23 protein-coding genes and 7 tRNA genes are annotated in these 25,699 nt (G+C 73.6%); 18 read left to right on the forward strand and 12 right to left on the reverse strand.

Features of this window, described 5'->3' with window-relative positions:
* Positions 1–203 precede the first annotated feature (203 nt).
* The 3 genes from cobT (at position 204) to ACH4MY_RS22850 (ending at position 6,359) form a co-directional block, all read left to right on the forward strand.
* The gene (gene cobT, locus ACH4MY_RS22840; protein ID WP_398005558.1) at positions 204–3,815 is read left to right on the forward strand and encodes a nicotinate-nucleotide--dimethylbenzimidazole phosphoribosyltransferase; all 3,612 of its coding nucleotides are present in this window, start codon (positions 204–206) and stop codon (positions 3,813–3,815) included.
* A gap of 325 nt (positions 3,816–4,140) precedes the next feature.
* A complete protein-coding gene (gene cobA, locus ACH4MY_RS22845; protein ID WP_398005559.1) occupies positions 4,141–5,394 on the forward strand; it encodes a uroporphyrinogen-III C-methyltransferase in 1,254 nt (417 codons plus the stop codon).
* Between the two features lie 146 nt (positions 5,395–5,540).
* Complete coding sequence (locus ACH4MY_RS22850) at positions 5,541–6,359, forward strand: TrmH family RNA methyltransferase (protein WP_398005560.1); 819 nt, start codon at positions 5,541–5,543, stop codon at positions 6,357–6,359.
* A 21-nt stretch (positions 6,360–6,380) separates the two neighbouring features.
* Here ACH4MY_RS22850 and ACH4MY_RS22855 read toward each other — a convergent pair whose 3' ends face one another.
* Complete coding sequence (locus ACH4MY_RS22855) at positions 6,381–7,538, reverse strand: serine/threonine-protein kinase (protein ID WP_398005561.1); 1,158 nt, start codon at positions 7,536–7,538, stop codon at positions 6,381–6,383.
* 502 nt (positions 7,539–8,040) lie between these two features.
* On the opposite strand from ACH4MY_RS22855, the gene ACH4MY_RS22860 reads away from it, so the two are divergent.
* The 3 genes from ACH4MY_RS22860 (at position 8,041) to ACH4MY_RS22870 (ending at position 9,740) form a co-directional block, all read left to right on the forward strand.
* On the forward strand, positions 8,041–8,208 hold the full coding sequence (locus ACH4MY_RS22860) for a hypothetical protein (protein WP_398005562.1): 168 nt from the start codon (positions 8,041–8,043) through the stop codon (positions 8,206–8,208).
* A 149-nt stretch (positions 8,209–8,357) separates the two neighbouring features.
* Positions 8,358–9,398: a phosphotransferase family protein gene (locus ACH4MY_RS22865; RefSeq protein WP_398005563.1), complete on the forward strand. Its 1,041-nt coding sequence runs from the start codon at positions 8,358–8,360 to the stop codon at positions 9,396–9,398.
* 45 nt (positions 9,399–9,443) lie between these two features.
* Entirely contained in the window at positions 9,444–9,740 is a 297-nt protein-coding gene (locus ACH4MY_RS22870; protein ID WP_398005564.1) for a zf-TFIIB domain-containing protein, read from the forward strand.
* Between the two features lie 96 nt (positions 9,741–9,836).
* Here the strand turns inward: ACH4MY_RS22870 and ACH4MY_RS22875 are convergent.
* From ACH4MY_RS22875 to ACH4MY_RS22895, 5 genes are all read right to left on the reverse strand, one after another.
* A tRNA-Val gene (locus ACH4MY_RS22875) sits at positions 9,837–9,911 on the reverse strand.
* A gap of 43 nt (positions 9,912–9,954) precedes the next feature.
* A tRNA-Val gene (locus ACH4MY_RS22880) sits at positions 9,955–10,026 on the reverse strand.
* A gap of 39 nt (positions 10,027–10,065) precedes the next feature.
* Positions 10,066–10,137 (reverse strand) — tRNA-Val (locus ACH4MY_RS22885).
* A gap of 1 nt (position 10,138) precedes the next feature.
* Positions 10,139–10,212, reverse strand: a tRNA-Cys gene (locus tag ACH4MY_RS22890).
* A gap of 39 nt (positions 10,213–10,251) precedes the next feature.
* Positions 10,252–10,324: transfer RNA gene (locus tag ACH4MY_RS22895), tRNA-Gly, on the reverse strand.
* A 231-nt stretch (positions 10,325–10,555) separates the two neighbouring features.
* Here ACH4MY_RS22895 and ACH4MY_RS22900 point away from each other — a divergent pair.
* The 3 genes from ACH4MY_RS22900 to ACH4MY_RS22910 are packed head-to-tail and all read left to right on the forward strand — an operon-like array spanning position 10,556 to position 13,332.
* Positions 10,556–11,623, forward strand: a complete 1,068-nt coding sequence (locus tag ACH4MY_RS22900) for a chorismate-binding protein (protein ID WP_398005565.1) — start codon at positions 10,556–10,558, stop codon at positions 11,621–11,623.
* A complete protein-coding gene (locus tag ACH4MY_RS22905) occupies positions 11,620–12,450 on the forward strand; it encodes an aminotransferase class IV (protein ID WP_398005566.1) in 831 nt (276 codons plus the stop codon). The genes ACH4MY_RS22900 and ACH4MY_RS22905 overlap by 4 nt, the downstream gene beginning before the upstream one ends.
* 42 nt (positions 12,451–12,492) lie before the next feature.
* Entirely contained in the window at positions 12,493–13,332 is an 840-nt protein-coding gene (locus ACH4MY_RS22910; protein WP_398005567.1) for a GNAT family N-acetyltransferase, read from the forward strand.
* A gap of 22 nt (positions 13,333–13,354) precedes the next feature.
* Here the strand turns inward: ACH4MY_RS22910 and ACH4MY_RS22915 are convergent, their stop codons facing one another.
* Complete coding sequence (locus tag ACH4MY_RS22915) at positions 13,355–13,870, reverse strand: DsbA family protein (RefSeq protein ID WP_398005568.1); 516 nt, start codon at positions 13,868–13,870, stop codon at positions 13,355–13,357.
* A 173-nt stretch (positions 13,871–14,043) separates the two neighbouring features.
* Here ACH4MY_RS22915 and ACH4MY_RS22920 point away from each other — a divergent pair, with 173 nt between their 5' ends.
* Together ACH4MY_RS22920 and ACH4MY_RS22925 are read left to right on the forward strand one after the other, a co-directional pair.
* Complete coding sequence (locus tag ACH4MY_RS22920) at positions 14,044–14,457, forward strand: hypothetical protein (protein WP_398005569.1); 414 nt, start codon at positions 14,044–14,046, stop codon at positions 14,455–14,457.
* Between the two features lie 111 nt (positions 14,458–14,568).
* Positions 14,569–14,733, forward strand: a complete 165-nt coding sequence (locus ACH4MY_RS22925) for a hypothetical protein (RefSeq protein WP_398005570.1) — start codon at positions 14,569–14,571, stop codon at positions 14,731–14,733.
* A 56-nt stretch (positions 14,734–14,789) separates the two neighbouring features.
* On the opposite strand, the gene ACH4MY_RS22930 is transcribed toward ACH4MY_RS22925, so the two are convergent.
* Positions 14,790–15,347 carry a CGNR zinc finger domain-containing protein gene (locus ACH4MY_RS22930; RefSeq protein WP_398005571.1) on the reverse strand — a complete coding sequence of 186 codons (558 nt, stop codon included), beginning with the start codon at positions 15,345–15,347 and terminating at the stop codon, positions 14,790–14,792.
* Positions 15,348–15,538: 191 nt separating this feature from the next.
* Positions 15,539–15,952 (reverse strand): SsgA family sporulation/cell division regulator, encoded by a 414-nt coding sequence (locus ACH4MY_RS22935; RefSeq protein WP_015032345.1) that lies wholly within the window; start codon positions 15,950–15,952, stop codon positions 15,539–15,541.
* A 190-nt stretch (positions 15,953–16,142) separates the two neighbouring features.
* On the opposite strand from ACH4MY_RS22935, the gene ACH4MY_RS22940 reads away from it, so the two are divergent.
* Positions 16,143–16,565: a TIGR02611 family protein gene (locus ACH4MY_RS22940; protein WP_398005572.1), complete on the forward strand. Its 423-nt coding sequence runs from the start codon at positions 16,143–16,145 to the stop codon at positions 16,563–16,565.
* Positions 16,566–16,619: 54 nt separating this feature from the next.
* Positions 16,620–16,694 (forward strand) — tRNA-Val (locus ACH4MY_RS22945).
* Between the two features lie 50 nt (positions 16,695–16,744).
* Here ACH4MY_RS22945 and ACH4MY_RS22950 read toward each other — a convergent pair.
* Positions 16,745–19,420, reverse strand: a complete 2,676-nt coding sequence (locus tag ACH4MY_RS22950) for an SCO7613 C-terminal domain-containing membrane protein (protein WP_398005573.1) — start codon at positions 19,418–19,420, stop codon at positions 16,745–16,747.
* Positions 19,421–19,512: 92 nt separating this feature from the next.
* On the opposite strand from ACH4MY_RS22950, the gene ACH4MY_RS22955 reads away from it, so the two are divergent.
* A complete protein-coding gene (locus ACH4MY_RS22955) occupies positions 19,513–19,959 on the forward strand; it encodes an SRPBCC family protein (protein ID WP_398005574.1) in 447 nt (148 codons plus the stop codon).
* A gap of 39 nt (positions 19,960–19,998) precedes the next feature.
* Positions 19,999–20,070, forward strand: a tRNA-Val gene (locus ACH4MY_RS22960).
* Positions 20,071–20,118: 48 nt separating this feature from the next.
* Here the strand turns inward: ACH4MY_RS22960 and ACH4MY_RS22965 are convergent.
* Complete coding sequence (locus tag ACH4MY_RS22965; protein ID WP_398005575.1) at positions 20,119–20,847, reverse strand: 3'-5' exonuclease; 729 nt, start codon at positions 20,845–20,847, stop codon at positions 20,119–20,121.
* A 121-nt stretch (positions 20,848–20,968) separates the two neighbouring features.
* Here ACH4MY_RS22965 and ACH4MY_RS22970 point away from each other — a divergent pair, with 121 nt between their 5' ends.
* The 3 genes from ACH4MY_RS22970 to thrS all read left to right on the forward strand — a co-directional run bounded on the left by ACH4MY_RS22970 (position 20,969) and on the right by thrS (position 24,980).
* Positions 20,969–21,535, forward strand: a complete 567-nt coding sequence (locus tag ACH4MY_RS22970) for a DUF4365 domain-containing protein (protein ID WP_398005576.1) — start codon at positions 20,969–20,971, stop codon at positions 21,533–21,535.
* Positions 21,535–22,854 (forward strand): hypothetical protein, encoded by a 1,320-nt coding sequence (locus ACH4MY_RS22975; protein WP_398005577.1) that lies wholly within the window; start codon positions 21,535–21,537, stop codon positions 22,852–22,854. Before ACH4MY_RS22970 ends, ACH4MY_RS22975 begins: the two co-directional genes overlap by 1 nt.
* A gap of 149 nt (positions 22,855–23,003) precedes the next feature.
* Positions 23,004–24,980, forward strand: coding sequence for a threonine--tRNA ligase (gene thrS, locus ACH4MY_RS22980; RefSeq protein WP_398005578.1), 1,977 nt, complete (start codon positions 23,004–23,006; stop codon positions 24,978–24,980).
* An 18-nt stretch (positions 24,981–24,998) separates the two neighbouring features.
* Here the strand turns inward: thrS and ACH4MY_RS22985 are convergent, their stop codons facing one another.
* The gene (locus tag ACH4MY_RS22985) at positions 24,999–25,676 is read right to left on the reverse strand and encodes an ion channel (RefSeq protein ID WP_329276779.1); all 678 of its coding nucleotides are present in this window, start codon (positions 25,674–25,676) and stop codon (positions 24,999–25,001) included.
* Positions 25,677–25,699: the final 23 nt, after the last annotated feature.

Below are 25,699 nucleotides of genomic sequence, written 5' to 3' on the forward strand. Positions count from 1 at the left end.
CCGCTGACGTGGTACGCGACAAGGGGGGACCGCGCGACGTGGCGCAGTCCACAGCGCACCGTGGCAAATCTCCCTGCCACGATGGCCGAGTGCCGCGACAATGAGTGGGTGTCCGCGTGTCCTTCGTGCCGCGCGGCGCGCCCGCTCGTTGTTGTCGACGGGCGCAGGTCTGAAGGAGCACAAGCGATGGGCGAGGGGTACGCATGACGGACACCGGCCAGGTCCCGGGCGAGGGGCTGCCGGAGAACGCAGGCATGGTCGAGCAGCCGGGCATCCCCGCACCGGGCGCGTACACCTTCCTGGACCCCTCCGAGCACACCACCGAGGACGACGACCTGCTTCTGATGCCGGGCGCCCAGGGCGCCTGGAGCGAGCACCCGCCGGGCGTCGCACCCGCGCCGCCGGTCGCCGTGCCGCCGCCGGCACCCTCGGTCCCGAACCAGGGCGTGCCGCACCCGGCCGCCCAGGACGCGCCCGCCCCGATGGGCGACCCGCTGACCGACCCCCTGCCGGACCCGCTCACGGCGCCGCTGGACTCCGTCGCGCTCGCCGACGTCCTGACGGCCCCGCAGCACCAGACCCCGCCGCAGGGCGTGCCCATGGGCACGCCGGCGCACGGCGTCCCGCTCGCGGGCACCCCCGCCCACGGCGTCCCGTCGGCCCAGCCGGCCGGCACCCCGGCGCACGGCGTTCCGACGGACCTGTTCGCGGGGACCCCGGCCCACGGCGTCCCGCTCGACCGGCAGACCGGCACCCCCGCGCACGGCTTCCCCGTGGCGCCGCAGGAGCAGGTCCCCACCGACCACGGCTACGAGCCCGGCATCCTCGACACCGGGGCGCACGAGGCCGCCGGCCGCGACTCCGGCTCCGTCGACCTCGGCGGCGTCCGGGTGCCCCCGCCCGCCGCGGCACCGGCGCCGCAGCACGCGCGCCGTCCGCTGCACATGGGTCCGCAGGTGCCCGAGGCCGGCGGCGTCGTGCTCTCGCTGGCCGACCGCGGCCCCGCCGCCGCGCCCGCTCCGGCTCCGCAGCCCGCGGCGGCCCCCGTACCCGAGCCGCTCGTGGCCACGGCCCCCGCGCCGATGCCGGTACGGAACCCGGGCCCGCCCACCACCGGTCCCGAGTACTTCGACATCGCGCAGGACCAGCAGGTGACGCCGCAGGGCGCCGAACCGTGGGCCGCGCAGCCGCAGGAGCCGACGGCCCCGCAGGCCACGGCCTTCCCCGCAGAAACGGTCGTCCCGCAGAGCGGCCAGTTCGTACAGGTCGAGGGCAACGTCCCCACGGCCCCCCACCTGGCCCCGGTCCCGGCGGCCGAGCCGCAGATGGCGCCCGAGCCGGCCCCGCCGACCGGGACGGAGGAGCCCTCCGCGCCCGTGACGGCCCCCGAGGCCCCGGTCGCCGTCGCGGAGGCCGCCCCCGAGTCCCAGGTGGAGATCACCGAGGCCCCGGTCATGGTCCCCGCCCCGCGCGAGGGAGAGCCCGCTGCCGAGGTTCCCGAGCCGACGGCCGAGACTCCCGAGCCCACGGCCGTGGCCGCCGACGAGCCCGTCGCCGACCCGGCACCGGAGCCCGAGCGGACCCCCGAGCCCACGGCCGGAGTCGAGGCCGAGGCCCAGCCGGAGATCCGGTCCCAGGAGCCGACGGAGCCCGCCGCCGAGACCGTGGCCGTCGTCGAGGCTCCGGCCGAGGCGATCACGGCCGCCGAGGCCCCGGCGGAGGAGCGCACGCCCGAGCAGGCTCCCGACGAGGCAACCGCGCAGGCCCCCGAGGAGGCCCCCGTGGAAGCGGTGGCCGAGGAGGTCCCGCTCGTCTCGGCGGAGACCTCCGAGGAACTGCCCGCACAGGCCCCCGAGGCCGAGGCGGCCGCCACCGACGAGGCTCCGCAGGCGGAGCCGGCGCCGGTCGAGCCCGTAGAGGCCACCGCCCTCACGGACGCCCCCGAGGCGCTCAAGGAGGACGAGGCGGACGCCGAGAGCGCCCCGGCCCCCGAAGCGGCCCCCGTCGCCCACGACGAGGCCCCGCTCCTCGACTCCGACCCCGAGTCCGACCCCGAGACGGCCGCCGACCCGGTCGCGGAGTCGGCCCCGGCCCCCGGCTACGACGACGCCGAGCGCGAGGCCGTCCTCCGCGTCATGCGCGAGCGCCGCGACATCCGCAACGGCTTCCGCTCCGACCCGATCCCGCACGAGGTGCTGCTCCGCGTCCTGGAGGCCGCCCACACGGCCCCCAGCGTCGGTCACTCCCAGCCCTGGGACTTCGTCGTCATCCGCTCCGCCGAGACCCGGCAGACGATGCACGAGCTGGCCCAGCGGCAGCGCGAGGCGTACGCCAAGTCGCTCCCCAAGGCCCGGGCGAAGCAGTTCAAGGAACTGAAGATCGAGGCCATCCTCGACACCCCGGTCAACATCGTGGTGACCGCCGACCCGACCCGGGGCGGCCGCCACACCCTCGGCCGGTACACCCAGCCGCAGATGGCTCCGTACTCCTCGGCGCTCGCCGTCGAGAACCTCTGGCTCGCCGCCCGCGCCGAGGGCCTCGGCGTCGGCTGGGTCAGCTTCTTCGACGAGCGCGAGATGGTCCGCACCCTGGGCCTCCCCGACCACCTCGAAGTGGTCGCGTACCTCTGCGTGGGCTACGTCGACGAGTTCCCCGAGGAGCCCGAACTGATGCAGGCGGGCTGGTCCAAGCGCCGCCCGCTCGCGTGGGTCGTCCACGAGGAGACGTACGGCCGCCGCGCCCTGCCCGGCGAGGAGCCGCACGACCTCCTCCAGGAGACCATCGCCAACATCCGCCCGCTGGACGCCAAGGCGCTCGGCGAGGCCTGGGAGCGCCAGAAGCGCATGACCAAGCCCGCGGGGGCCCTGGGCATGCTGGAGATCATCTCCGCCCAGCTCTCCGGCCTCTCCCGGCTGTGCCCGCCGCCGATCCCGGAGCCCGCGGCCGTGGCGATCTTCGCGGGCGACCACGGTGTCCACGCCCAGGGCGTGACCCCCTGGCCGCAGGAGGTCACCGGCCAGATGGTGGCCAACTTCCTCGGCGGGGGAGCGGTCTGCAACGCCTTCGCCAACCAGGTGGGCGCCGAGGTCTGCGTCATCGACGTGGGCGTGGCCTCCGAACTCCCGGCGACCCCGGGCCTCCTTCCCCGCAAGGTCCGCCCCGGCACCGCCGACTTCACCACGGGTCTCGCGATGACCCGCGAAGAGGTCCTGGCCGCGATCGAGGTCGGTATCGAGACGGCCCGGGACCTGGTCGCCGCCGGGAACAAGGCGCTCCTCACCGGCGAGATGGGCATCGCGAACACGACCGCGTCCGCCGCCCTGATCTCGGTCTACACCGGGGTGGACCCGACCGAGGTCACCGGCCGCGGCACGGGCATCAACGACGAGACGCACGCCCGCAAGGTGGACGTGGTCCGTCGCGCCCTCGACCTGCACAAGCCGGACCCGGCGGACCCGATCGGCGTGCTGTCGGCGATCGGCGGCCTGGAGCACGCGGCGCTCGTCGGCCTGATCCTGGGCGCGGCCTCCCTGCGTACCCCGGTCATCCTCGACGGCGTGTCCACCGGCGCGGCGGCCCTCGTGGCCCGTGCGATCGCGCCGGAGTCGCTCGCGGCCTGCATCGCGGGCCACCGCAGCGCCGAGCCGGGCCACGTGGCCGCGCTCAACAAGCTGGGCCTGCGTCCCCTGGTCGACCTGGACCTCCGTCTCGGCGAGGGCACGGGCGCGCTGCTCGCCCTCCCGCTGGTGCAGAGCGCGGCCCGCGCGATGCACGAGGTGGCCACGTTCGACTCGGCGGGCGTCACCGAGAAGTAGCACCCCGGCGCGTCCCCCACCCCTCACGGACGTGGGGGACGCGCCGGGCTCGTGTGCGGGACGCGGAGCGTGACGATCCCACGGGAACCCCGCGGGGGCCCACCGGGGGAGAGCGCCACGGATCCACCGGGGAGACCGTCACGGATCCACCGGCGGCATCGCCGCGGACCCACCGGCGGAGCCGTCACGGCCCGATCCGGGACATCCGTCACAGCGTGACGTGCCCGCGCCACCGATATCGTGGTCCCCAGGCGCCCGGCGCCGCCCCACCAGCCGCTTCACCGCAGCAGCGGCCAGCACCCGCCCTCCGAGGAGCCGCTCACCCATGGCCGAGCACGCCGATCACACCGCGCCGGCGACGACGCACCCCGCCTACCCCGTCGGCCTGCGCCTGGCCGGCCGCCGCGTCGTCGTCCTGGGCGGCGGCCAGGTCGCCCAGCGCCGGCTCCCCGCCCTGATCGCGGCGGGCGCCGACATCACCCTGATCTCCCCCTCCGCCACGCCCTCCGTGGAGGCGATGGCCGAGGCCGGCGAGATCACCTGGGTCAAGCGGCGGTACGAGGACGGTGACCTCGCCGACGCCTGGTACGCCCTGGTCGCGACCACCGACCCGGCATCGAACGCCGCCGCCTCCGCCGAGGCCGAGCGGACCCGGACCTGGTGCGTGCGCTCCGACGACGCCGAGGCGGCCACCGCCTGGACCCCGGCCACCGGCCGCGGCGAGGGCGTCACCGTCGCCGTGCTCACGGGCCACGACCCGCGCCGCTCCGCCGCCGTGCGGGACGCGATCCTGGAGGGCCTGCGGGACGGTTCGATCGCGGCGCCGCAGCACCGCGCGCGTACCCCCTTCGTCGCCCTGGTCGGCGGCGGCCCCGGCGACCCGGACCTCATCACGGTGCGCGGCCGACGGCTCCTCGCCGAGGCGGACGTGGTCATCGCGGACCGGCTCGGCCCCCGTGACCTCCTGGACGAGCTGCCCCCGCACGTCGAGGTGATCGACGCGGCGAAGATCCCGTACGGCCGGTTCATGGCCCAGGAGGCCATCAACAACGCGCTGATCGAGCACGCGAAGGCGGGCAGGTCGGTCGTCCGGCTCAAGGGCGGCGACCCGTTCGTCTTCGGCCGGGGCATGGAGGAGGCCCAGGCGCTCGCCGCCGAGGGCATCGCCTGCACGGTGGTGCCGGGCATCTCCAGCTCGATCTCGGTCCCGGGCGCGGCCGGCATCCCGGTCACGCACCGCGGAGTGGCCCACGAGTTCACGGTCGTCAGCGGGCACGTGGCCCCGGACGACCCGCGTTCCCTGGTCGACTGGGCGTCGCTCGCGAAGCTGACCGGCACCCTGGTGATCCTGATGGGCGTGGACAAGATCGGGAAGATCGCCGAGGCGCTCGTCGCGCACGGCAAGAACCCGGAGACGCCGCTCGCCCTGATCCAGGAGGGCACCACGGCCGCGCAGCGCCGGGTGGACGCCACGCTGGCGACGGTCGCGGAGACCGTCAAGGCGCAGGAGGTCCGTCCGCCGGCGGTCATCGTGATCGGCGACGTGGTGTCGGAGGGCCCCGACCGCCTGGTCACGTGACCACCCCGCCGACATGACGACCGGCGAGCCCCGGCACCCCGTCCAGGGATGCCGGGGCGACCCGTCCCCGGGCTCACCGCCCGAGGGGTTCCCCGAACCCCGACGCACACATTGGCACCTCACCCCGGACAAGGCAGTATCACCTCGTGGCCGAACTCATCACGATCGACGACCCCGACGACCCGCGCCTGCGCGACTACATCGGTCTGACCGACGTCGAACTCCGCCGTAGAAGGGAGCCGGCCGAGGGCCTGTTCATCGCGGAGGGCGAGAAGGTCATCCGCCGGGCCCGGCAGGCGGGGTACGAGATGCGGTCGATGCTGCTCTCCGCCAAGTGGGTCGACGTGATGCGGGACGTCATCGACGAGGTCCCGGCGCCGGTGTACGCGATCCAGCCGGACCTCGCGGAGCGCGTCACCGGCTACCACGTGCACCGGGGCGCCCTCGCCTCCATGCAGCGCAAGCCGCTCCCGGAGGCGGCGGAACTGCTCGGCGGTGCCCGCCGGGTGGTCGTGATGGAGTCGGTGAACGACCACACCAACATCGGTGCGATCTTCCGCAGCGCGGCGGCCCTCGGCATGGACGCCGTGCTGCTGTCGCCGGACTGCGCCGACCCGCTGTACCGGCGCTCGGTGAAGGTGTCGATGGGCGCGGTGTTCTCCGTCCCGTACGCGCGTCTGGACAGCTGGCCGCGGGGCCTGGAGGAGGTACGGGAGGCGGGCTTCAAGCTGCTGGCGCTGACCCCGGCCGAGAAGGCGATGTCGATCGACGAGGCCGCCCCGCACCGCCTGGAGCGGGTGGCCCTGATGCTGGGCGCGGAGGGCGACGGCCTGTCCACGCAGGCGCTGCGCGCCGCCGACGAATGGGTGCGGATCCCGATGGCGCACGGTGTCGACTCGCTGAACGTGGGCGCGGCGGCGGCGGTCGCCTTCTACGCGGTCGCGACGGGCCGGCCGGAGTCCTGACCGCCGGGGCCCCTCGGGGCCCTACCCCTGGAGGGCCTGGGCGGCGGCGATGCCCAGGGCCACGACCAGGGTCACGACGACGAAGACGAAGAGCCGCTGGCGCAGCAGTCGAGGATTGGCGGGGCGGCGCCCCGTGGACGTGGAGCGGGCTCCCGGCCGGGTCGCGGGACGGCCTCCGGTGCGCGGCCCGCCGGACGGCCGCGACGACGGCCCGGGCCCGCGCCCCTGGCCCCGCTCGGCGCTCCGCTCCGGCGCACGGCCGGGCACGTCCCGCTCGGTGTAGCGCTCGGTGGGCCGTGCGACGTTCCGCTCCTCGGTCCGTTCCCGCTGTACGGGCGGCCGTGAGACCGGCAGCCCCTGTGCCTCGCGCGCCGCGATCTCCTTGAGCCGCATCGACAGCTGGAGGGTGCTGGGCCGGTCCTCCGGGTCCTTGGCCAGACAGGCCCGGACGAGGGGCGCCAGCGCGTCGGGCACTCCGTGCAGCTGCGGTTCCTCGTGCACCACCCGGTAGAGCATGACCTCGGAACTGCCGTGCCCGAAGGGGGAGTCGGCCATCGCCGCGTACGCCAGCGTGGCACCGAGCGAGAAGACGTCGGTGGCGGGGGTGACGGCCGCGCCGCGCACCTGCTCGGGGGCGAGGAAGCCGGGGGAGCCGACGGCTGTGCCGACATGGGTGAGGGTGCTGGCGCCGGTGGCCCAGGCGATGCCGAAGTCGATGATCCGGGGGCCCTTGGGGGAGAGCAGGATGTTCGACGGCTTGAGGTCCCGGTGCACGACCCCCGCCTCGTGGACGGCGACGAGGCCCTCCGAGAGCGCGGCCCCGATGGAGGCCACGTCGGCGGCGCGCAGCGCGCCCTCCTCGGCGACCCGGTCGTGCAGCGAGGGCCCGGGCACGTACTGGGTGGCGAACCAGGGGCGCTCGGCCTCCAGGTCGGCGGCGACGAGCCGGGCCGTACAGCCGCCCCGGATCCGCCGGGCGGCGGAGACCTCGCGGGCGAACCGGGAGCGGAACTCCTGGTCCTCGGCCAGGTCCGGCCGGATCACCTTGAGCGCGACGCGCTGGCCGCGCCGGTCGGACCCCAGGTACACGACGCCCATTCCGCCGGCCCCCAGCCTGCGGTGGAGCCGGAACGACCCGACGATCCGCGGATCCTCGCGCCGGAGCCGCATCATCGCCATGTCCGTCCCCTCGTCCGTTCGACGTGGCACAGCTTACGTAGTGGCGCCCGTACGCGCTCATAGGCCGCGCCCTCGCACCGGGATCGATTGTCAGTGCTGAGGGGTACACGCGACGGAGGCCCGACGCGGGGAGCCTCCTCAACCCCCGGCCGCGCCAGCCCAGTTGACGATCGGTCGCGAGGGCGCCGCGAGGGTCCCGGAGCGGCCCCGCACGCTCTTCGGACCAGGGCGTTCGCGGGACGCCCCGGGAAGTGAGCGAAGTCACGCCCGTACCCCCTCCGGCGGGTACCCCTCGGGGAAGACCCCGGGTTCCGCGCCCGTGTCTCCACCCAGGGGAGTACTCCGTCCGGCCGGGCGTCATCCTCCGGGAGGCCCGTAAGTCGGTACGCGGGCATGACGTCCGGGCCCCTCCCGCTCCCTAGAGTTGTTGGTGAGCGGCGGGTGCAGCACTCGTCCCCCGAGGTCAAGCACCCGCCGCGCCAGACACGACAGGAGAGGAACCATGGCTTTCACGGCACCGCGGACGAGCCCCCGGCCTTCGGGCCGGCGTCACCCCCTGGTGGCCACCGCCATGGTCCTCCCTCTCGCGGCCCTGCTCGTGGTCGTCTTCGGCGGCTGGGAAGCGGTGGTCACACAGGCGTCGTCCGTGGGCGTGATGCTGGGGCGCTGACAGGCGCCCCGGACCCGGGAGAGCGGCCCGGGTCGGGACATCCGGCCATCAACCCCGTGGGGACGGGGGTGCGGCGGACGGCAGCGTGGGGCCGGTCAGCTGGGGAGCTGACCGGCCCTCGCGCGCTCCCGCCCCGTACGCTCGCCCCCGTGGACTCTCCCGACCGGCCCCTCCTCGACCGCCTCGCCGCGTACGCGCACGCCGCCGCCCACCGGCCCGGCGCACCCTGCCGTTGCGCGGGCGACCTCGTCGGGGTGCTGGCGGACCGGGACGACGGGACGGTCGTACGCCACGGGCGGCTGGTCGCGAAGGCGCACGCCCCCGGCACCGACCCCGAGGCGCACCGGGCACGGCTCGCGCTCGCCGCCCACGCCGACGTCCGCGACGTCCTCCTCCCGCCGCTCCCGCCCGCGGCCACCCCCGGCGAACTCGACGGCCGGCCGGTCACCGTGTGGCCGTACGGACCGCCCGTCGACCCGGCGGATCCCGACGCCGCCCCCTGGGAGGAGGCGGCGACGCTTCTCGCCCTGCTCCACCGCACCCCGCCTCCCGCCGGTACCGCCGACCGGCTCCCGGAGATGCGGGCCCCCGTCAAGGCGGCCCTCGCCGTGGAGCGGATGCGCCGGACGGCACCGGACCACCCGGCCACCGCGACCGTCCTGGCCGCCTGGCGGTCGGTTCCCGACCGCGTACCGGCGGGCGGCCCCCGGCTGCTCTGCCACGGCGACTTCCACCTGGGCCAACTGGTCAGGGCGATGGGGTCCGTGCCGTCGCAGCACCGCGCGTCCGCACCGCCGTCGTCGCCCCCGTCCGCTTCGGCCCCGTTCCTTTCGGCCCCGTCCGTTCCGTCCCCGTGGCGACTCATCGACATCGACGACCTCGGACTCGGCGACCCGGCGTGGGATCTGGCCCGGCCCGCCGCCTGGTTCGCGGCCGGCATCCTCCCTCCGGAGGTCTGGTCCCGGTTCCTCGGCGCCTACCAGGAGGCGGCCGGTCCCGCCGTGGGCGCCGATCCCTGGGTGCAACTCGATGTGCCCGCCCGTGCCCTGACGGTCCAGACGGCCGCCCTGGCCCTCGCCAAGTCGACGGCCGAGGACCGGCCGCTCGACGAGGTCGAGCAGGTGATGATCGACACCTGCGCCCGTATCGCCGGGTACCGAACCGAGTCGGCCGCTTCGGCGTCCACGTAAGGTGAAGGACCATTCGAACGGCGAAGTCAGGGAGTTGAGCCGAGCATGCAGTGTCCCAAGTGTCATGCGGCCATGCACACGTACAACCGCAACGGCGTCCAGATCGAGCAGTGCAGCGGCTGCCGCGGCATATTCCTGGACTACGGCGAGCTGGAGTCCCTGACCCGCCTGGAGTCGCAGTGGGTCCAGCAGGCCCCGCCGGCCCCGCCCGCCCCGCAGGCCTACCCGGCGCAGCCCGCCCCCGCCGCCCCCGCCTGGGGTGCCCCGCACCACGGTGGCGGTCACCACGGTGGCGGCCACTACCGTCAGCGCGGTTTCGGCCGGATGCTCTTCTCCTCCTGACCGGAAGTGCACCGGGTCTCCCGGTGCACGCACCGGTGTGCGCACCGGGAGCGCGAAGAAGCCCCCGTCCGCGAGATGCGGCCGGGGGCTTCTTGATGGTGCGCGATACTGGGATTGAACCAGTGACCTCTTCCGTGTCAGGGAAGCGCTCTCCCGCTGAGCTAATCGCGCGGGTGGTGCACACGAACATTACCCGGAGGTAGTGCGTACTGCGTGCGCGATACTGGGATTGAACCAGTGACCTCTTCCGTGTCAGGGAAGCGCTCTCCCGCTGAGCTAATCGCGCGGGACGGTCCGTACGGACCGGATCTTCGGTTGTTCTGCGTGCGCGATACTGGGATTGAACCAGTGACCTCTTCCGTGTCAGGGAAGCGCTCTCCCGCTGAGCTAATCGCGCTTGGAGGTGGAGACGGGATTTGAACCCGTGTAGACGGCTTTGCAGGCCGTTGCCTCGCCTCTCGGCCACTCCACCAGGAGTGAATACAGGGGTTCGGGAAGATCCCCCACATCGAGCGGACGACGAGATTCGAACTCGCGACCCTCACCTTGGCAAGGTGATGCTCTACCAACTGAGCCACGTCCGCTTGTCGTTTCCGTTTCGCTTGCGCGTCCCGGCGACGTGTTGAACTCTAGCGGATTCCTGGGCCAGCACAAAAACGCGTTTCCGCAGCGTGCTGACCTGCGGGCCGATCAGGGTGCCCGGCCCGGCGTCCCGGAGGGTTCGCGCCACGTTCACTCGTCGTGTTCCCCGGGTGGCGGGGAGCCCTCCTCGTACGCGCCCGCAGTCCCTCCTCCGGCCGACCTAGACTCGATGCGTGTACGACCTTGCTCCCCTGGCCCGCTTCGGCGGCCTCGTCGCGACCGACCTCCGGGATGTCACCCACGACCCCGAAGCCCTGGACTCCACGGGCTTCTGGGCCGTCTGTGCGGACTTCGAAGGGCGTCTGACCTGCGCCCGCTTCGGGGACGTGCGGCCCGACCCCGTCCCCGCGCCCGTCCCGGGCGCCTGGCGCGGTCCCTCCGCCGGTGACTGGACGTCCTCCCTCGACCGCGCCGCGTACATCGCGGGCGTCCGGCGCGTGCGCGAGCACATCGCGCGCGGCGAGGTCTACCAGGCGAACCTCTGCCGGGTGCTGACCGCGCCACTGCCGGAACCGGCCGCGGCCGACGTCGACGCCCTCACCGCGCTCCTCGCCCGCGGCAACCCCGCCCCGTACGCCGGAACGATCCGCCTGCCCGCCCACGGAGTGGAGGTCGCCACCGCGTCCCCCGAGCTCTACCTCCGCAGGGAGGGGGCGCTGATCTCCTCCGGCCCCATCAAGGGCACCGGACGCACCGCCGCCGACCTCCTCCCCAAGGACCACGCGGAGAACGTGATGATCGTCGACCTGGTCCGCAACGACCTGGGGCGCGTCAGCGAGACCGGCTCCGTCGCCGTTCCCGCCCTCTGCGCGGTCGAGGAGCACCCCGGTCTGGTCCACCTCGTCTCCACGGTCACCGGGCTGCTGCGCGAGGACGCCGGCTGGCCCGAGCTGCTCGACGCCACCTTCCCGCCCGGCTCCGTCACCGGCGCGCCCAAGTCGAGCGCGCTGCGGATCATCGAGGCCCTGGAGACCGCCCCCCGCGGCCCCTACTGCGGAGGTGTCGGCTGGGTCGACGCCGACACGGGCACCGCGGAGCTGGCCGTCGGCATACGGACCTTCTGGATCGACCGCCCCGAGGGAGTGCTCCGCTTCGGCACCGGCGCCGGGATCACCTGGGGTTCGGATCCGGAGCGCGAGTGGGAGGAGACCGAGCTAAAGGCGGCCCGACTGGTCGCGATAGCGTCGGGCGCCTATGAGTCAGGCGCCCTCGAGGCGAGTGGAAAGGCCATTTCTCGATGAAACTCTGGGTCAACGGCGGGCTGCACGAAGCGGAGACCGCCCTGGTCTCCGTGCTGGACCACGGTCTGACCGTCGGCGACGGCATCTTCGAGACGGTCAAGGTGGAGCGCGGCGAGACCTTCGCGCTCACCCTCCACCTGGAGCGGCTCACCCGCTCCGCACGCGGTCTCGGTCTGCCCGACCCGGACCTCGACGAGGTCCGCCGCGCCTGCGCCGCCGTCATCGAGGCGAACCCGATGGAGCTGGGCCGGCTCCGCGTCACGTACACCGGCGGTCTCTCCCCGCTCGGCTCGGAGCGCGGTGACGCCGGGGCCAGTCTGGTCGTCGCCCTCGGGGAGACCGGCCGTCGCGCCGACTCCACCGCGGTGATCACCGTGCCCTGGACCCGCAACGAGCGCGGCGCCCTCACCGGCCTCAAGACCACCTCGTACGCCGAGAACGTGGTCGCCCTCGCCCGGGCGCGCGAGCGGGGGGCCAGCGAGGCGCTCTTCGCCAACACCGTGGGACGGCTCTGCGAGGGCACCGGCTCCAACGTCTTCGTGGTCGTCGACGGCCGGATCCTCACCCCGCCCGTCTCCTCCGGCTGTCTCGCCGGCATCACCCGCGCCCTCGCCGTGGAGTGGACCGGCGCGCAGGAGACCGATCTGCCGCTGGACGTGCTGGAGAGCGCCGAGGAGATCTTCCTGACCTCGACCCTCCGCGACGTCCAGGCCGTGCACCGCGTCGACGGCCGCGAGCTGACGGCGGAGCCCGGACCGGTCACGGCCAAGGCCATGCGGACCTTCGACGAGAACGCGTCCCGGGACCGGGATCCGCGCCTCGCGTAAAACCTGATGACGGACGGCCCCGGGGTGGGTAGAACACCACTGATGACCACCACTCTGCGGCCGGCCGAGCCGCTTCAGCAGACGCCCGACGGCGGCCGTTCCCGCACCTACGACGTGTGTGTGAACAGCCGCCGTGTCGGTTCCGTCCACCTCTCCACCGACCCCGGGTTCGGCGCCGCCTCCGGCGTGATCGGCCTGCTCCGGGTCGACGAGCCGGACCGCGGGCGGGGCAGGGGGACGGTCGCGGCGCTCGCCTCCGAGGAGGTGCTGCGGGGCTGGGGCTGCGCCGAGGTGCAGATATCGGTGCCCGCCGAGGCCGCCGCTGCGCTGCGGATGGCCCGCTCGCTCGGCTACACCGAGCGCAGCCGGAACATGGTCAAGGAACTGCCCGACGAGCCGCCGGCCCTGCCGGAGGGCGTCGAGGTGCGGCCGATGGCCGAGGCCGAGTACGTCGTGTGGCAGGCGCGGGCCAAGGCGGCCTTCGCGCAGAGCTGGATCGACCGCGGGGTCCCCGAGGACCAGGCCCGCGCGAAGTCCGAGAGCAGCTACACGAAGCACCTCCCGGAGGGACTGGCCACCCCCGGTGCCGCGATCCACGTCGTCGTCCGGGACGGACGGCCCGCCGGCCACCTGTGGACCGGCCGGATCGAGCTGGAACCGGGACGGTGGGCGGCCTTCGTGTACGACATCGAGGTCGACGAGGGGCAGCGCGGCCACGGCTACGGCCGGGCGCTCATGCTGCTCGCCGAGCGGGTCGCGCGGGAGGCCGGGGAGAACCTGCTCGGACTGCACGTCTTCGCGGGCAACACCCCGGCGATCCGGCTCTACGAGTCGCTCGGCTACCGCACGACCCACGTCAACAGCGCCAAGGAGCTGCGATAGGGGCCGGTGGGGGAGTGGGCGGTCAGGCGCCCAGGAGGCGGTCGGCGATCTCCTCGACGCGCTCGCGCAGGCCGTCCTGGCTCTGGCCGCCGTCCAGGCGCCGGCCGTCGATGACATAGGTCGGGGTGCCGGTGACCTTGATCGCCTTGCCCTCGGCCTCGTCCGCGTCGACGGTCAGCAGATGCCGGCCGTCGATCAGGGCGGTGTCGAACTCCTCGGCGTCCAGGCCCAGTTCGGTGGCGACCTCCATGAGGACCGACTCGCCCCGCTCGCCGAGCTCGGCGGTCCTGGCGAGCAGCGCCTCCGCGTACGGCCAGCCCTTGCCCTGCTCGACGGCCTCCTCGGCGGCCTGCGCGGCGGCGTACGCGTGCTTGTGCTTCGCGAGCGGGAAGTGGCGCAGCTGTACGTCGAGCCGGTCGCCGTACTTCTCGCGGAGCGCGCGGACGTCGTCGAGAGCCTGGAAGCAGTCGGGGCACTGGAGGTCGAACCACGCCTCCAGGACGACGGGGGAGGCGGGTGCGGTGGTGGAGTCACTCATGACAGCAGTCTCCCTCACGGGGAGGGACGGGTGTCTCCCCCACCGGGACCTGGGGAGGAGATCCGGCGGGGGCGACCCGGAGATCTCCCTGAGACCGGGCCCGGGACATGGCCCCGGACGGCATCGGCGGTGCAGGATGGAAGGGACGTATCACCCGGGATCTGGAGGACCGCATGCTCGCCGAGACCATTTGCTCCGCGGTGTCCGTGGCGGGCCTGGGCATCGCCGCGATCATGGCGTACCGGAAGCGTTTCCTGTCCGCCGCCCGCACCGCGGCCTACGCCCTGGTCCCGCTCGGCCTGGTGATGACGGGGGCGGTCGAGTGGATCGTGGACACGGCCTTCAGCCCCGTCGCCTGGGCCGGGTTCGGTGTCCTCGGTCTGGCCCTGCTGCTCTTCCTGTCCACCCGGGCCGTCGAGCGGCGCAGGGGCGGCCGCAAGGTGACCACCGGGGGAGCCGAGCCGGGTGCCGTGGCCCCGGCGGCGTCGTCGCCCTCCCGTGCCGTGACGGCGAAGCCGCAGGCCGGCGCGAGCGCCGGAGAGGACTTCAGTGACATCGAGGCGATTCTGAAGAAGCACGGAATCTGACCGCTTCTGGCGATTCCCTTTCCCATGATCCACGGGAAGGGATGAACTGCCCCTGCGGTGGGGCGTGTTGCGGGATTTCCCGGGTCCCGGGTGCGCCATCATCCCCCCGAGATGCTGGATACCTCGCGGGACGCCGTTCCCGCCGCCACCGACGCCCCTGCCGAAGAGCCGCGCGGCTGCCTGTTCGCGCTCTCCCAGCCACCCCTGATGATCTTTCTCGGGGTGATCGGCTGTCTGCTGCTGATGGCCGCCGTGCACGATCTCTTCGTGCTGTGACTCCTCGGGCCGGTGCTCTCCCGCCCGCGACCCCCCGGGTCGCGACGGCCCGGGCCTCAGCCCGCGGCCTCCTTGCGGCGCGCCCGGTACGCGGCCACGTGCAGCCGGTTCCCGCAGGTGCGGCTGTCGCAGTAGCGGCGCGAGCGGTTGCGGGAGAGGTCGACGAAGGCCCGGCCGCAGTCCGGCGCCTCGCAGCGCCGCAGCCGCTCCTGCTCGCCCGCCACCACGATGAACGCCAGCGCCATGCCGCAGTCGGCCGCGAGGTGGTCCGCCACCGAGGCGCCCGGCGCGAAGTAGTGCACGTGCCAGTCGTAGCCGTCGTGGTCGGTGAGCTGGGGCGTGGTGCCCGCTCCCGCCACCAGCTGGTTGATCAGAGGGGCGGCGATCCGGGCCTCGGGGGCGGAGAAGACGGCCGCGAACTTCTCGCGCACCTCGCGCACGGCCCGCAGATCGGCGGGGCCCAGCTCGCCCACGCCGCTGATCTTGTGCGCGTGGACGAAGATCCGCAGCCCCGGGATGTCCGCGAGCTCGTCGGCGCGGTCGCCCTGCGGCGCGGTGTTCATCAGATCGACGACGGTGTCGAGGGCGATCCGGGTGTCGTGAGGGATCAGCACGATTCGCTCCCTGGCCGGCCGCGGGCGGGTGCCCGCGGAATGGCGCTGACTTTAGCGCGACCGGGAAAAGGACAACGGCGCTCCCCACCGCGCCGGCTGCGCGGTGGGGAGCGCCGTTGTCGTGCCTATGTGACTGCCCGCGCGGCGCCGTCGCCCCGAGTCGGACGGCGCCGTGCGGCTCTCGGCCTGGCTCAGCTGTCGGCCAGGATGTGGGAGAGCTCCGTATCGAGATCGAAGTGCCGGTGCTCGGTGCCCGGTGGCACGGCGGCGTCGGTCCGCTTCAGGAACGACTCCAGGGCCCTCGCCGGGGCCTCGAGCAGGGCTTCTCCCTCGGGAGAACTCAACGCGATGCAGACGACTCCCTGACCGTGACTACGGGATGGCCAGACGCGGACGTCGCCCGTGCCGGTGGGCCGGTGCAGCCCCTCGGCGAGAAGGTCGCGGGCGAAGACCCACTCGACCGTCTCCTCGGCTCCGGTGTGGAAGGTGGCGTGCACGGCATAGGGATCGGCCGTGTCATACCGCAGGCCCGCGGGTACAGGCAGTGAGGACTCGCTCGACACAACGAGGCGCAGGTGCAGCTCGCAGCTGACCGTGGTGTTCATAAGCGCCAGGGCCTTTCGCTCAGTGTGCGCTCGGGGATTCGCACGTCGGCGAAATCGACATGCCACCTCCAGTGCCGTTGTAAACCCCTCTGTCGGTTTTGTGATCGTTCAGGTAGCTCGTATGGGCGCGTGTGACCTGGGGTAATACCGCCATTCCGGTGAGAGCTCCGCGTCCGGTAAGTTGGGGACCATGAATGCGGAGAGTGACGAGCGCACCGGGGAGTCCGCAGACGGCCAGGAAGCCGAACTGGGATCCCGCGCACCGGAGTTCATCAAGTCCCGGCGAGGCCTGCATCTGAGCTGGCAGGTCGGCGTCTTCATCGTGGGACTCGCCGTGGTCGGCGCCGGAGTGGTCATGCTGCCGCTGCCGGGCCCCGGCTGGCTGGTCATCTTCGGCGGCATGGCGATCTGGGCGACCGAGTTCGTCTGGGCGCAGCTCGTGCTCCGCTGGACCAAGCGCAAGGTCACCGAGGCCGCCCAGCGCGCCCTCGATCCCAAGGTCCGGCGCAGGAACATCATCCTCACCGCCGTCGGCCTGGTGATCATCGCCGCCCTGCTCGGCATCTACCTCTGGAAGTTCGGCTTCGTCATGCCGTGGAAGATCGACGAGTGACCCTCGGATGGTTCAGGAGCCCCGCTGACATGCGGTAATGTTTGCGGTGCACCGGGGCGATTAGCTCAGTGGGAGAGCACTTCGTTCACACCGAAGGGGTCACTGGTTCGAACCCAGTATCGCCCACCACCCGGTCCGAAGGCCCGGAGACGGAACACCGTCTCCGGGCCTTCGGCGTCTCACCGCATCCGCGCGACCCGGTCCCGGAGCCGCCGGGCGTCCCGCAGCCGCTGCTCGTACGTGGCGCCCACCGCGAGCAGCAGGAGCCCGGCGAGGGCCGGCGGCAGCCAGCGCGGCAGCGCGCCCACCACCTGCACCACGTACGGCGCCAGCTCGTGCAGCCCGTCCAGGGCCAGCACCGTGCCGCCGAGGACCAGCGGCGCCTGGAGGCGGAAGCGCGCACCGAGCAGGGTCACCGCCAGGGCCGCGACCCCCAGGGCCAGCGGGCGCGCCCACTCCGGGTCCGTCCAGGCCGCGAAGAGGCTCGGCAGCATCGTCGCCGCGAGACCGGGGCCGTACGCGGTCCAGGAGGAGGCCTCCGGGGCCCGGCGCCGCCGCAGGAACCCGACGACGAGGGCGGGCACGGTCACCGGCAGCGTGTACGCCTCCGGGATCGCCACCTCCCAGACCGCGAGCCGCACCCAGGTGGCCAGCAGGAACAGCACCGCCGCCGTCCACGCGGCGAACCGCCGCCGCTCGGGCCGCACCGCCGTCGCCGCCGCGATCACCCCGCCGAGAGCCAGGGAGAGCGCGAGGAACGCCGGCCGGGAGGCCGCGATCCCGAGGGCGAGCAGCCCCACGGCCCCACCCGTGATCTCGACCGCGAGGGCCACCGGGCGCGGCGCCCGGGAGCCGAGGGCGGCGGTCGCCGCCGGGACGAGCAGCAGGGCGAGCGCAGTCCACTGGTCCTCGAACCCGCCGGCGGCCGCCACCGCGAACACGAGCCCCGTCGCCGAGAGCACCGCCCCGCAGGCCGAGACCACCCGGCGCGCGTCCGCGCCCAGCACCGCCACCGCGGAGCAGAGTCCGAGCACCACCCCGAGCGTGAGGAACGTGGCCACCCGGACGTCCAGGGCCAGGGCGACCGCGCTCACGGCGGACGCGAGCCCCCCGACGTACGCGCTCCACCCGAGGACGGTCCCGGGGTCGGTCACGGGAACCCGCGGCCGGGGCGGAGAGGGAGCCCAGCCGGGCCAGGAGGTCCCGGGACCGGAGACCGGCGGCGCGGAGTGGCCGGTGGCCGACGGGGCGGAGGGAACGGCGGCCGGTGGAGTCGGCGCGCCCGAGGGCTGCGCCGCGGCCGGACCGGCGGCCTCCGGAGCGGCCGGACCGGCGGGGGACCCCGTCCCGGGAGCGCCCGGGCCCGGGTGTCCGGCGGACGCCCCGGCCGTGCGCAGGCCGCGGGCCGTCCCGCCCGGTCGGACGGCGATCCACAGCGCCGCCGCGCTCGTCAGCAGCTGGAGGGCGAGCGTCGCCGCGTACGGCAGCCCGAGGGAGACCGGCAGCGCGGTCAGGAGCGCCCAGGCCAGCGCGAGGGCACCGCAGCGGGCCCAGAGCCGGGGGAGGGCCGCGAGTGCGCCGGCGGCCACCGCCAGGACCAGGACGGCCGTCCCGGGGTACGAGACCAGGGCGCGCCCGGCGTGCTCGCCCGACCAGACCTCCGTCGTACGGGCCATCGGCCCGAGCAGCCCGGCCGCCACCGGCGGCAGCGCCCACACGACCCCGAGGGCCGCCGTTCCGGCCCCGGCGCAGGCGAGGCCGAGCCGGACACCGGCCGGGAGCCGTGCCCCGGCGGTGCCCGCCGGGGAGCCGTCGGCGCGCGTTCCGGCCTCCGGCGCCGGAGCACCCGTCGAGGACGGGCCGGCCGTCTCCTTCGTCGCCGCCCGCAGACGCCACACCGACGCCAGGGCCAGCCCGCAGAGCACGTACCCCGGCACCGCCCAGTCCGTCGGTACGGCGGCGCGCAGCAGGCCGCCCACGGCCGCCACCGCCGCGAGACCCGCCACCGCCGAGGCCGCCACCGCGAGCGCGGGCGCACGCCACACCACGTACAGCGTCACCGCCACGCCCGCCAGGAGCAGCGGCGCGCCGTCCCAGGGCGAGGTGAGCGAGAGCATGCCGCCCGTCAGGAGCGCCCAGCCGCCGAGGGCCACCGCACCCGTGACCGCCGTGATCCGGACCGCCGCGGGCCGCGCCCACAGCACCACCGCGCCGTCCGCGGCGGCCGTGACCAGCGCCGCCCACGCGAAGGCGGTCGGCCCGCCGCCGGCCGCCAGCGCGCCCAGCGGCAGCGGCAGCTGCCCCGCGACCACGGCCACCGGCAGCGGGATCCGCAGCCGGGACAGCGCCGAGCCGTACGCCGTCCACGCGGCGGCGAGGACCGCGGCGGCCACCGCCGTGTACCCGAGACCGTCCGTCCCCGGCAGCGCCACCCGGTGCAGCGCGTACGCGTCGAGCACCATCAGGACCAGGCCGAGAGCCGCCACCGCCTCGGCCGTCGACACCAGGCTCCGGCGCAGGAGTGCCACCGGCGCCGCCAGAGCCGCCGAGGTCACCACGGACAGGACCGCCGCGCGACCGCCGATCCCCATCGACCCCCAGCTCACCAAAGTGAAGGCGACCGCCGCGATCGTCAGCAGGGTGCCGCCGAGCGTCAGCAGCACGTTCTGCGCGCTCCGCGGCGTGGAGTCCGCCACCGGCGGGCGCGGATGGGGCGCCCCCGACGCGACCGGCGCGTGGAGGAGCCGGATCAGCCAGGCCCGCCGGGCCAGCAACTGGGACCGGCGTGCGTCGAGTTGGGCCAGCTCACGGTCGACGAGCACCAGCTCGTCCGCGGGCGGCAGGGAGTTGTCCATGACCGGAGTGTGGCCCCGGACACACCGGGCGGGTATGCGTCCCGGTACTCATCTTCCGGTCCCCGCGGCCTGAGTACCCCCACACTGGGGGCATGGACTGGTGCCGGTACCGCTTCCGCAGCGTCTGGCGTCTCGCCGCCCCGCCGGACGCCGTCTACGCCGTCCTCGAACGCGCCGAGGAGTATCCCCGCTGGTGGCGGCAGGTTCGCGAGGTCGTCCCCGTCGACGACACCACCGGCACCGCCCGCTTCCGCTCCCTGCTCCCGTACGACATCGTCGTCACCGCCCGCGCCCTGCGCCGCGACCCCGTGGACCGGGTCCTGGAGGTCGGGCTCGGCGGGGACCTGGAGGGCTGGGCCCGCTGGACCGTCATGCCGGAGGGCGCCGGCAGCCGCGCGGTGTACGAGCAGGAGGTCGAGGTCCGCGCCCGTCTCCTGCGGGCGCTCGCCGTCCCGGGGCGGCCCGTCTTCCGCGCCAACCACGCCCTGATGATGCGCGGCGGCCGGCGGGGGCTCGCCGCCCTCCTGCGATCGGTTTGAACGAACGGCGCGACGGCCTGTATGGTTCAACCCGTTCCCGGGCGATTAGCTCAGCGGGAGAGCACTTCGTTCACACCGAAGGGGTCACTGGTTCGATCCCAGTATCGCCCACCGGGTAGAGGCCGGTCCGTCGAAAGACGGACCGGCCTCTGTCATGTGTCAGGCCGCCGTGCCCAGTTCCGGCCGCAGCGGCCACGACGGATCCACCGTCTCCGGCGTCCCCTGCCGGGTGAACCACGCCTGGAGCCCCCGCGCCTGCGCCGCGTGCCACACCGACTGCAGCGTGTGGAGCTCCGCCGGCGTCAGCCGTTCGAGCCGGGACGAGAAACGCCGCGCCACCGCCCGTACGACATCGAGCGCCGCCGTCGCGTCCGCCGCCGCGTCGTGCGCCCCCGCCAGCTCCACCTCGTAGTGCGCGCACAGGTCCGTCAGCGTCCGACGGCCCTTCCGGTAGCGGTCCAGGTGCTTGTCCAGGACCCGCGGGTCGAGGACGCACAGCGGAGAGCTCGCCAGATAGTCGCCGAGCGTGGACGCCCGGTGTCTGCGCAGCTCGCGGTCGAGGATCGTCAGATCGAACGGCGCGTTCATCACCACCAGCGGGCGCCCCGCCGCGGTCTGCTCCGCCAGCGCGCGCGCCAGCTCCTCCATCACCGGAGCCGGCCACCGGCCGTTGCGCTGGAGGTGATCGTCCGTCAGCCCGTGCACGGCGGTGGCCCCCTCGGGCACCGGTATGCCCGGGTTGACCAGCCAACGCGTCACTCGCGGCCGTGCCCCGGCCGTGTCCTGTACGACGAGGGCGGCGGACACGATCCGGTCGCCCTCGACGTCGACTCCCGTGGTCTCCGTGTCGAAAGCGGCCAGGGGCCCTTCGTACCAGTGCATCGTCATCCCTGAACTCCCTGCACACGTGCGGCAGATGGCCAACCCCCTGCCCCGAAACGGTGATACCCGGACTGTTTGCGCCGTACGCGGACCGGTCACAACAGAAGGGACGGGGAAGGAAATCGACATGGCGCTCGCCCAGCCCGAGTCGGGAGGGCTGCCGCCCCAGCGGCTGGCACCGACGCGCGGCTCACTCGCCACCACCGCCTGCATGGAGACCCTTCAGGTGGGATACCTGCACGCCGTCGCCGCCGCGGCCGGCTGCTCGCTGTCCCAGCCCTTTCCGGACAACGGCATCGACTGGCACGTGAGCCACGGCTCTCCCGGCCACACGGTCGACGACGAGGTGACCATCAAGGTGCAGCTCAAATGCACCTACCAGATCCCGCCGCGCCCGCCCGGAAGCACCTTCTCGTTCACCCTCGACAACGACCACCTGGTGAAACTCGCCAGGTCCCCGGTGTCCGTGCACAAGATCCTGGTCGTGATGCTCGTCCCGAGGTCGCAGGACGACTGGCTGAGAGCGGACCACGACCGGCTCGACCTGCGGCACTGCTGCTACTGGACCAACCTGGCCGGACACCCGGTCACGGGACGGCGCCGGACCACCGTGCGCATCCCGACGACGCGGATCTTCGACGACCGGGCGCTCTGCGAGATCATGACCCGGGTCGGCGTGGGAGGGAGACCTTGATGCACCGACCGATCGACGAACCGGGGTTCGGGGACGAGAGGGGCGGGGCCGGGCGCGGCCCCGCCCCCGTTCCTCCGCCCTACCGGCCCCATCCGGCACCCGGCGACACCCCCGGCCACTGGACGGGGGTGCCCGCCCCGCCCATCGGCCCCTGGGCCGAGAGCCAGGGAGCACCCGACCCCGGCAGGGTCGACCCGCGCGTCCTCGGCGCCCTCCTCGCCCGCCACGGATGGCGCCGGCAAGGCGGGGCGGCCGGCCGCTACAGCCGCTGGACCCCGCCCGGCAGCGGCACCGGAACCAGCCTCCTCGTCCCGGAGAGCCGCGCCTTCCCGGACTGCGAGGACCTGATCGGCGAGGCGCTCACCGCCCTCGCCCGCAGCGCCACGCCCTCCGCCCGTGAGGTCCTCACCGGCCTCGCCGTGCCCAGCGACGAGATCCGCTGGTGGCGCGACGTGCCCCCGGGCCCCGCCGGCACCGTCCCCTGGACCGTGCAGGAACAGCTCAGATCCGCCGCCCGCCAGCTCCTCCTCGCCGGCGCCCTCGCCGTACGGGGCCGGGCCGGCTACTACGGGGCCCGGCACCGGCGCCCCGCCCAGGCCTCCCTGGAGACCGTCGTCGTCGCCGCGGCACCCGGCGGGCGCGGCCTCACCGCCTTCCTGCCCGTCGAACCCGGACGTCCGATCGCCGTCCGGCTCTACCACGCACTCCACGCGGCCCGCGAGGCCACCGACTACCAGCGGGCCACCGGCGGCATGGAGGCCTTCGACGCCGCCGTCGGGGCGGGCGTCAGCCGCGAACTCACCGAGGCCCTCGTCGCGCTCGTCCGCGGCACCGAGGGCGCCCGGATCGCTCTGGCCTGGGCCCCGTCCGCCGGGGCGCCCGAGGGCTGCGCCACCCGGCCCGAACCGGTCGAGTTCTCACCCGGCGACCTGCCCGCCCTGCGCGAGGCGAGCGCCCGCTACCTGACCGACGAGCCCTCCGTACCGGTCCGGCTCACCGGCGCCGTCGTCCGCATGCGCCGCTCCGGGCCGCGCGGCGAGGGCACCGTACGCCTCCGGGTGCTCGGCGGGGCGGAGGTCCCGCACGTCCGCGTCAGCCTGGACGAGGAGGCGTACCGCACGGCCGGGCACGCCCATCTCGTCGGCCTCCCGATCCGGGTGGTGGGGCGGCTGGAGAGCCGGGGCGGCTTCCGCCGTCTCACCGACGCGTCCGGGGTCGTCCCCGTGCAGGTCGACGAGACGGAGAGGGACCGGCTGATGAAGGCGCTCCAGGAGAACCTCGACTTCTTCGAGGAGGCGTGCGGCCCGGACGAGGGATAGCGGCGGCACCGGCGGCGAGCTGGGAGAAACCGTTTCGCGGGCGGGTCGGTCGCCTCGGTAGGATCAGCGGTGCGCGGCACCTCGTCTCTGTCGCGCACCGCCGGCGCCGGCACCTCGTGTCTGCTTGCGCCCCTATGTACGGAGTACCCGTGTCTGATGTCCGTGTGACCGTCCAGTCCGCCTCGGAAGCAGAGGAGAGGGCGGTGAGCGCGGGCACCACCGCCGGCGCCCTGTTCGCCGACGACCGCACCATCGTCGCCGCCCGCGTCGGCGGCGAGCTGAAGGACCTGTCGTACGAGCTCGCCGACGGCGATCTCGTCGAGGGCGTCGAGATCTCCTCCCCGGACGGTCTCGACATCCTGCGCCACTCGACCGCCCATGTCATGGCCCAGGCCGTGCAGGAGCTCTTCCCCGAGGCCAAGCTGGGCATCGGCCCGCCGGTCCGCGACGGCTTCTACTACGACTTCGACGTCGAGAAGCCCTTCACTCCCGAGGACCTCAAGGTCATCGAGAAGAAGATGCAGGAGATCCAGAAGCGCGGCCAGCGTTTCGCCCGCCGTGTGGTGACCGACGAGGACGCCCGCGCCGAGCTGGCGGACGAGCCGTACAAGCTGGAGCTCATCGGCATCAAGGGTTCGGCGTCGACCGACGACGGCGCCAGCGTCGAGGTGGGCGGCGGCGAGCTGACCATCTACGACAACCTGGACGCCAAGACCGGTGACCTGTGCTGGAAGGACCTCTGCCGCGGTCCTCACCTGCCCACCACCCGGAACATCCCGGCGTTCAAGCTGATGCGCAACGCCGCCGCCTACTGGCGCGGCAGCGAGAAGAACCCGATGCTCCAGCGCATCTACGGCACCGCCTGGCCGTCGAAGGAGGAGCTGAAGGCCCACCTCGACTTCCTCGCCGAGGCCGAGAAGCGCGACCACCGCAAGCTGGGCAACGAGCTCGACCTCTTCTCCATCCCGGACGAGATCGGCTCCGGCCTCGCGGTCTTCCACCCCAAGGGCGGCATCATCCGCCGGGTCATGGAGGACTACTCGCGCAAGCGCCACGAGGAGGAGGGCTACGAGTTCGTCTACTCGCCGCACGCCACCAAGGGCAAGCTGTTCGAGAAGTCCGGTCACCTCGACTGGTACGCCGAGGGCATGTACCCCCCCATGCAGCTCGACGAGGGCGTGGACTACTACCTCAAGCCCATGAACTGCCCGATGCACAACCTGATCTTCGACGCGCGCGGCCGTTCGTACCGTGAACTGCCGCTGCGCCTCTTCGAGTTCGGCACCGTGTACCGGTACGAGAAGTCGGGCGTCGTGCACGGCCTGACCCGTGCCCGCGGCTTCACCCAGGACGACGCGCACATCTACTGCACCAAGGAGCAGATGGCGGAGGAGCTCGACAAGACCCTCACCTTCGTCCTGAACCTGCTGCGCGACTACGGCCTGACCGACTTCTACCTGGAGCTGTCCACCAAGGACCCGGAGAAGTTCGTCGGCTCGGACGAGATCTGGGAGGAGGCCACCGCGGTCCTCCAGCAGGTCGCCGAGAAGCAGGGCCTCCCGCTCACCCCCGACCCGGGCGGCGCCGCGTTCTACGGCCCGAAGATCTCGGTGCAGGCGCGCGACGCCATCGGCCGGACCTGGCAGATGTCGACCGTGCAGCTCGACTTCAACCTGCCCGAGCGCTTCGACCTGGAGTACACCTCCCCGGACGGCACCAAGCAGCGCCCGGTCATGATCCACCGCGCGCTGTTCGGCTCGATCGAGCGCTTCTTCGCGGTGCTCCTTGAGCACTACGCGGGTGCGATGCCGCCGTGGCTGGCGCCCGTCCAGGCGACCGGCATCCCGATCGGCGACGCGCACGTGGACTACCTGCACGAGTTCGCCGTCAAGGCGAAGAAGCAGGGCCTGCGGGTGGAGGTCGACTCCTCCTCGGACCGGATGCAGAAGAAGATCCGCAACGCGCAGAAGCAGAAGGTCCCGTTCATGATCATCGCGGGTGACGAGGACATGGCCGCCGGCGCCGTCTCCTTCCGTTACCGCGACGGTTCGCAGGAGAACGGCATCCCCGTCGACGAGGCCATCGCCAAGATCGCCAAGGTCGTCGAGGACCGCGTCCAGGTCTGATCCGCCGGTCGCACGGACTCAGGAGGCCCCCGGGGTACCCCCCGGGGGCCTCTTCTCGTCCTCCCGCCTGAACGTCTGGATCAGCCAGGACGAGAACGAACCCGTGACGGCCCCGATCAGGGCGACTCCGCACGCCATCATGCCCACCGCGATGAACCGGCCCATCGCGGTCACCGGGGTCACGTCCCCGTATCCCACCGTCGTCAGCGTCTCGGCCGCCCACCAGAGGGCGTCGCCGAACGTGCGGATCGTGGCCCCCGGGGCGCCGCGCTCGTGCTGGTAGACGGCGAGCGCGCCCGCGAAGCCGAGCAGCGCGACCGTGAGGCTGGAGTAGGCCATGACGCGGGCGTAGAGGGTCAGGCGCGGCTTGTCGTGGCGGCGCTGGATCTGCTCGTAGATCTTCACCATCTGCAACGGCCTCAGCAGCGGCAGCAGCAGCACGACGGTGCCCAGGAGATGCGCGCGGAGGAAGCGCAGGGGACCGAGGCCACTGAGCCGGAGCCGCACCACGTAGTCGAGGACGAAGACGCCCCACGACCCGAGCGTGACCGCCAGGCAGAGGTCCAGCCAGACCTGGTCCATGCCGTGGGCGAGCACCCGTACCGTGTACCCGGCGAGGAAGAGCAGGGACGCCACCGCGAGCGGCTTCTCCATGCGACGGTCCCAGCGCTCCTGCTTCTCGGGTCTCACGTCCATCGGATCAGCATGGCCGCTGCATG

Origin of the sequence: Streptomyces sp. NPDC017246 (genome assembly GCF_044331325.1) — a bacterium.
Taxonomy (GTDB): domain Bacteria; phylum Actinomycetota; class Actinomycetes; order Streptomycetales; family Streptomycetaceae; genus Streptomyces.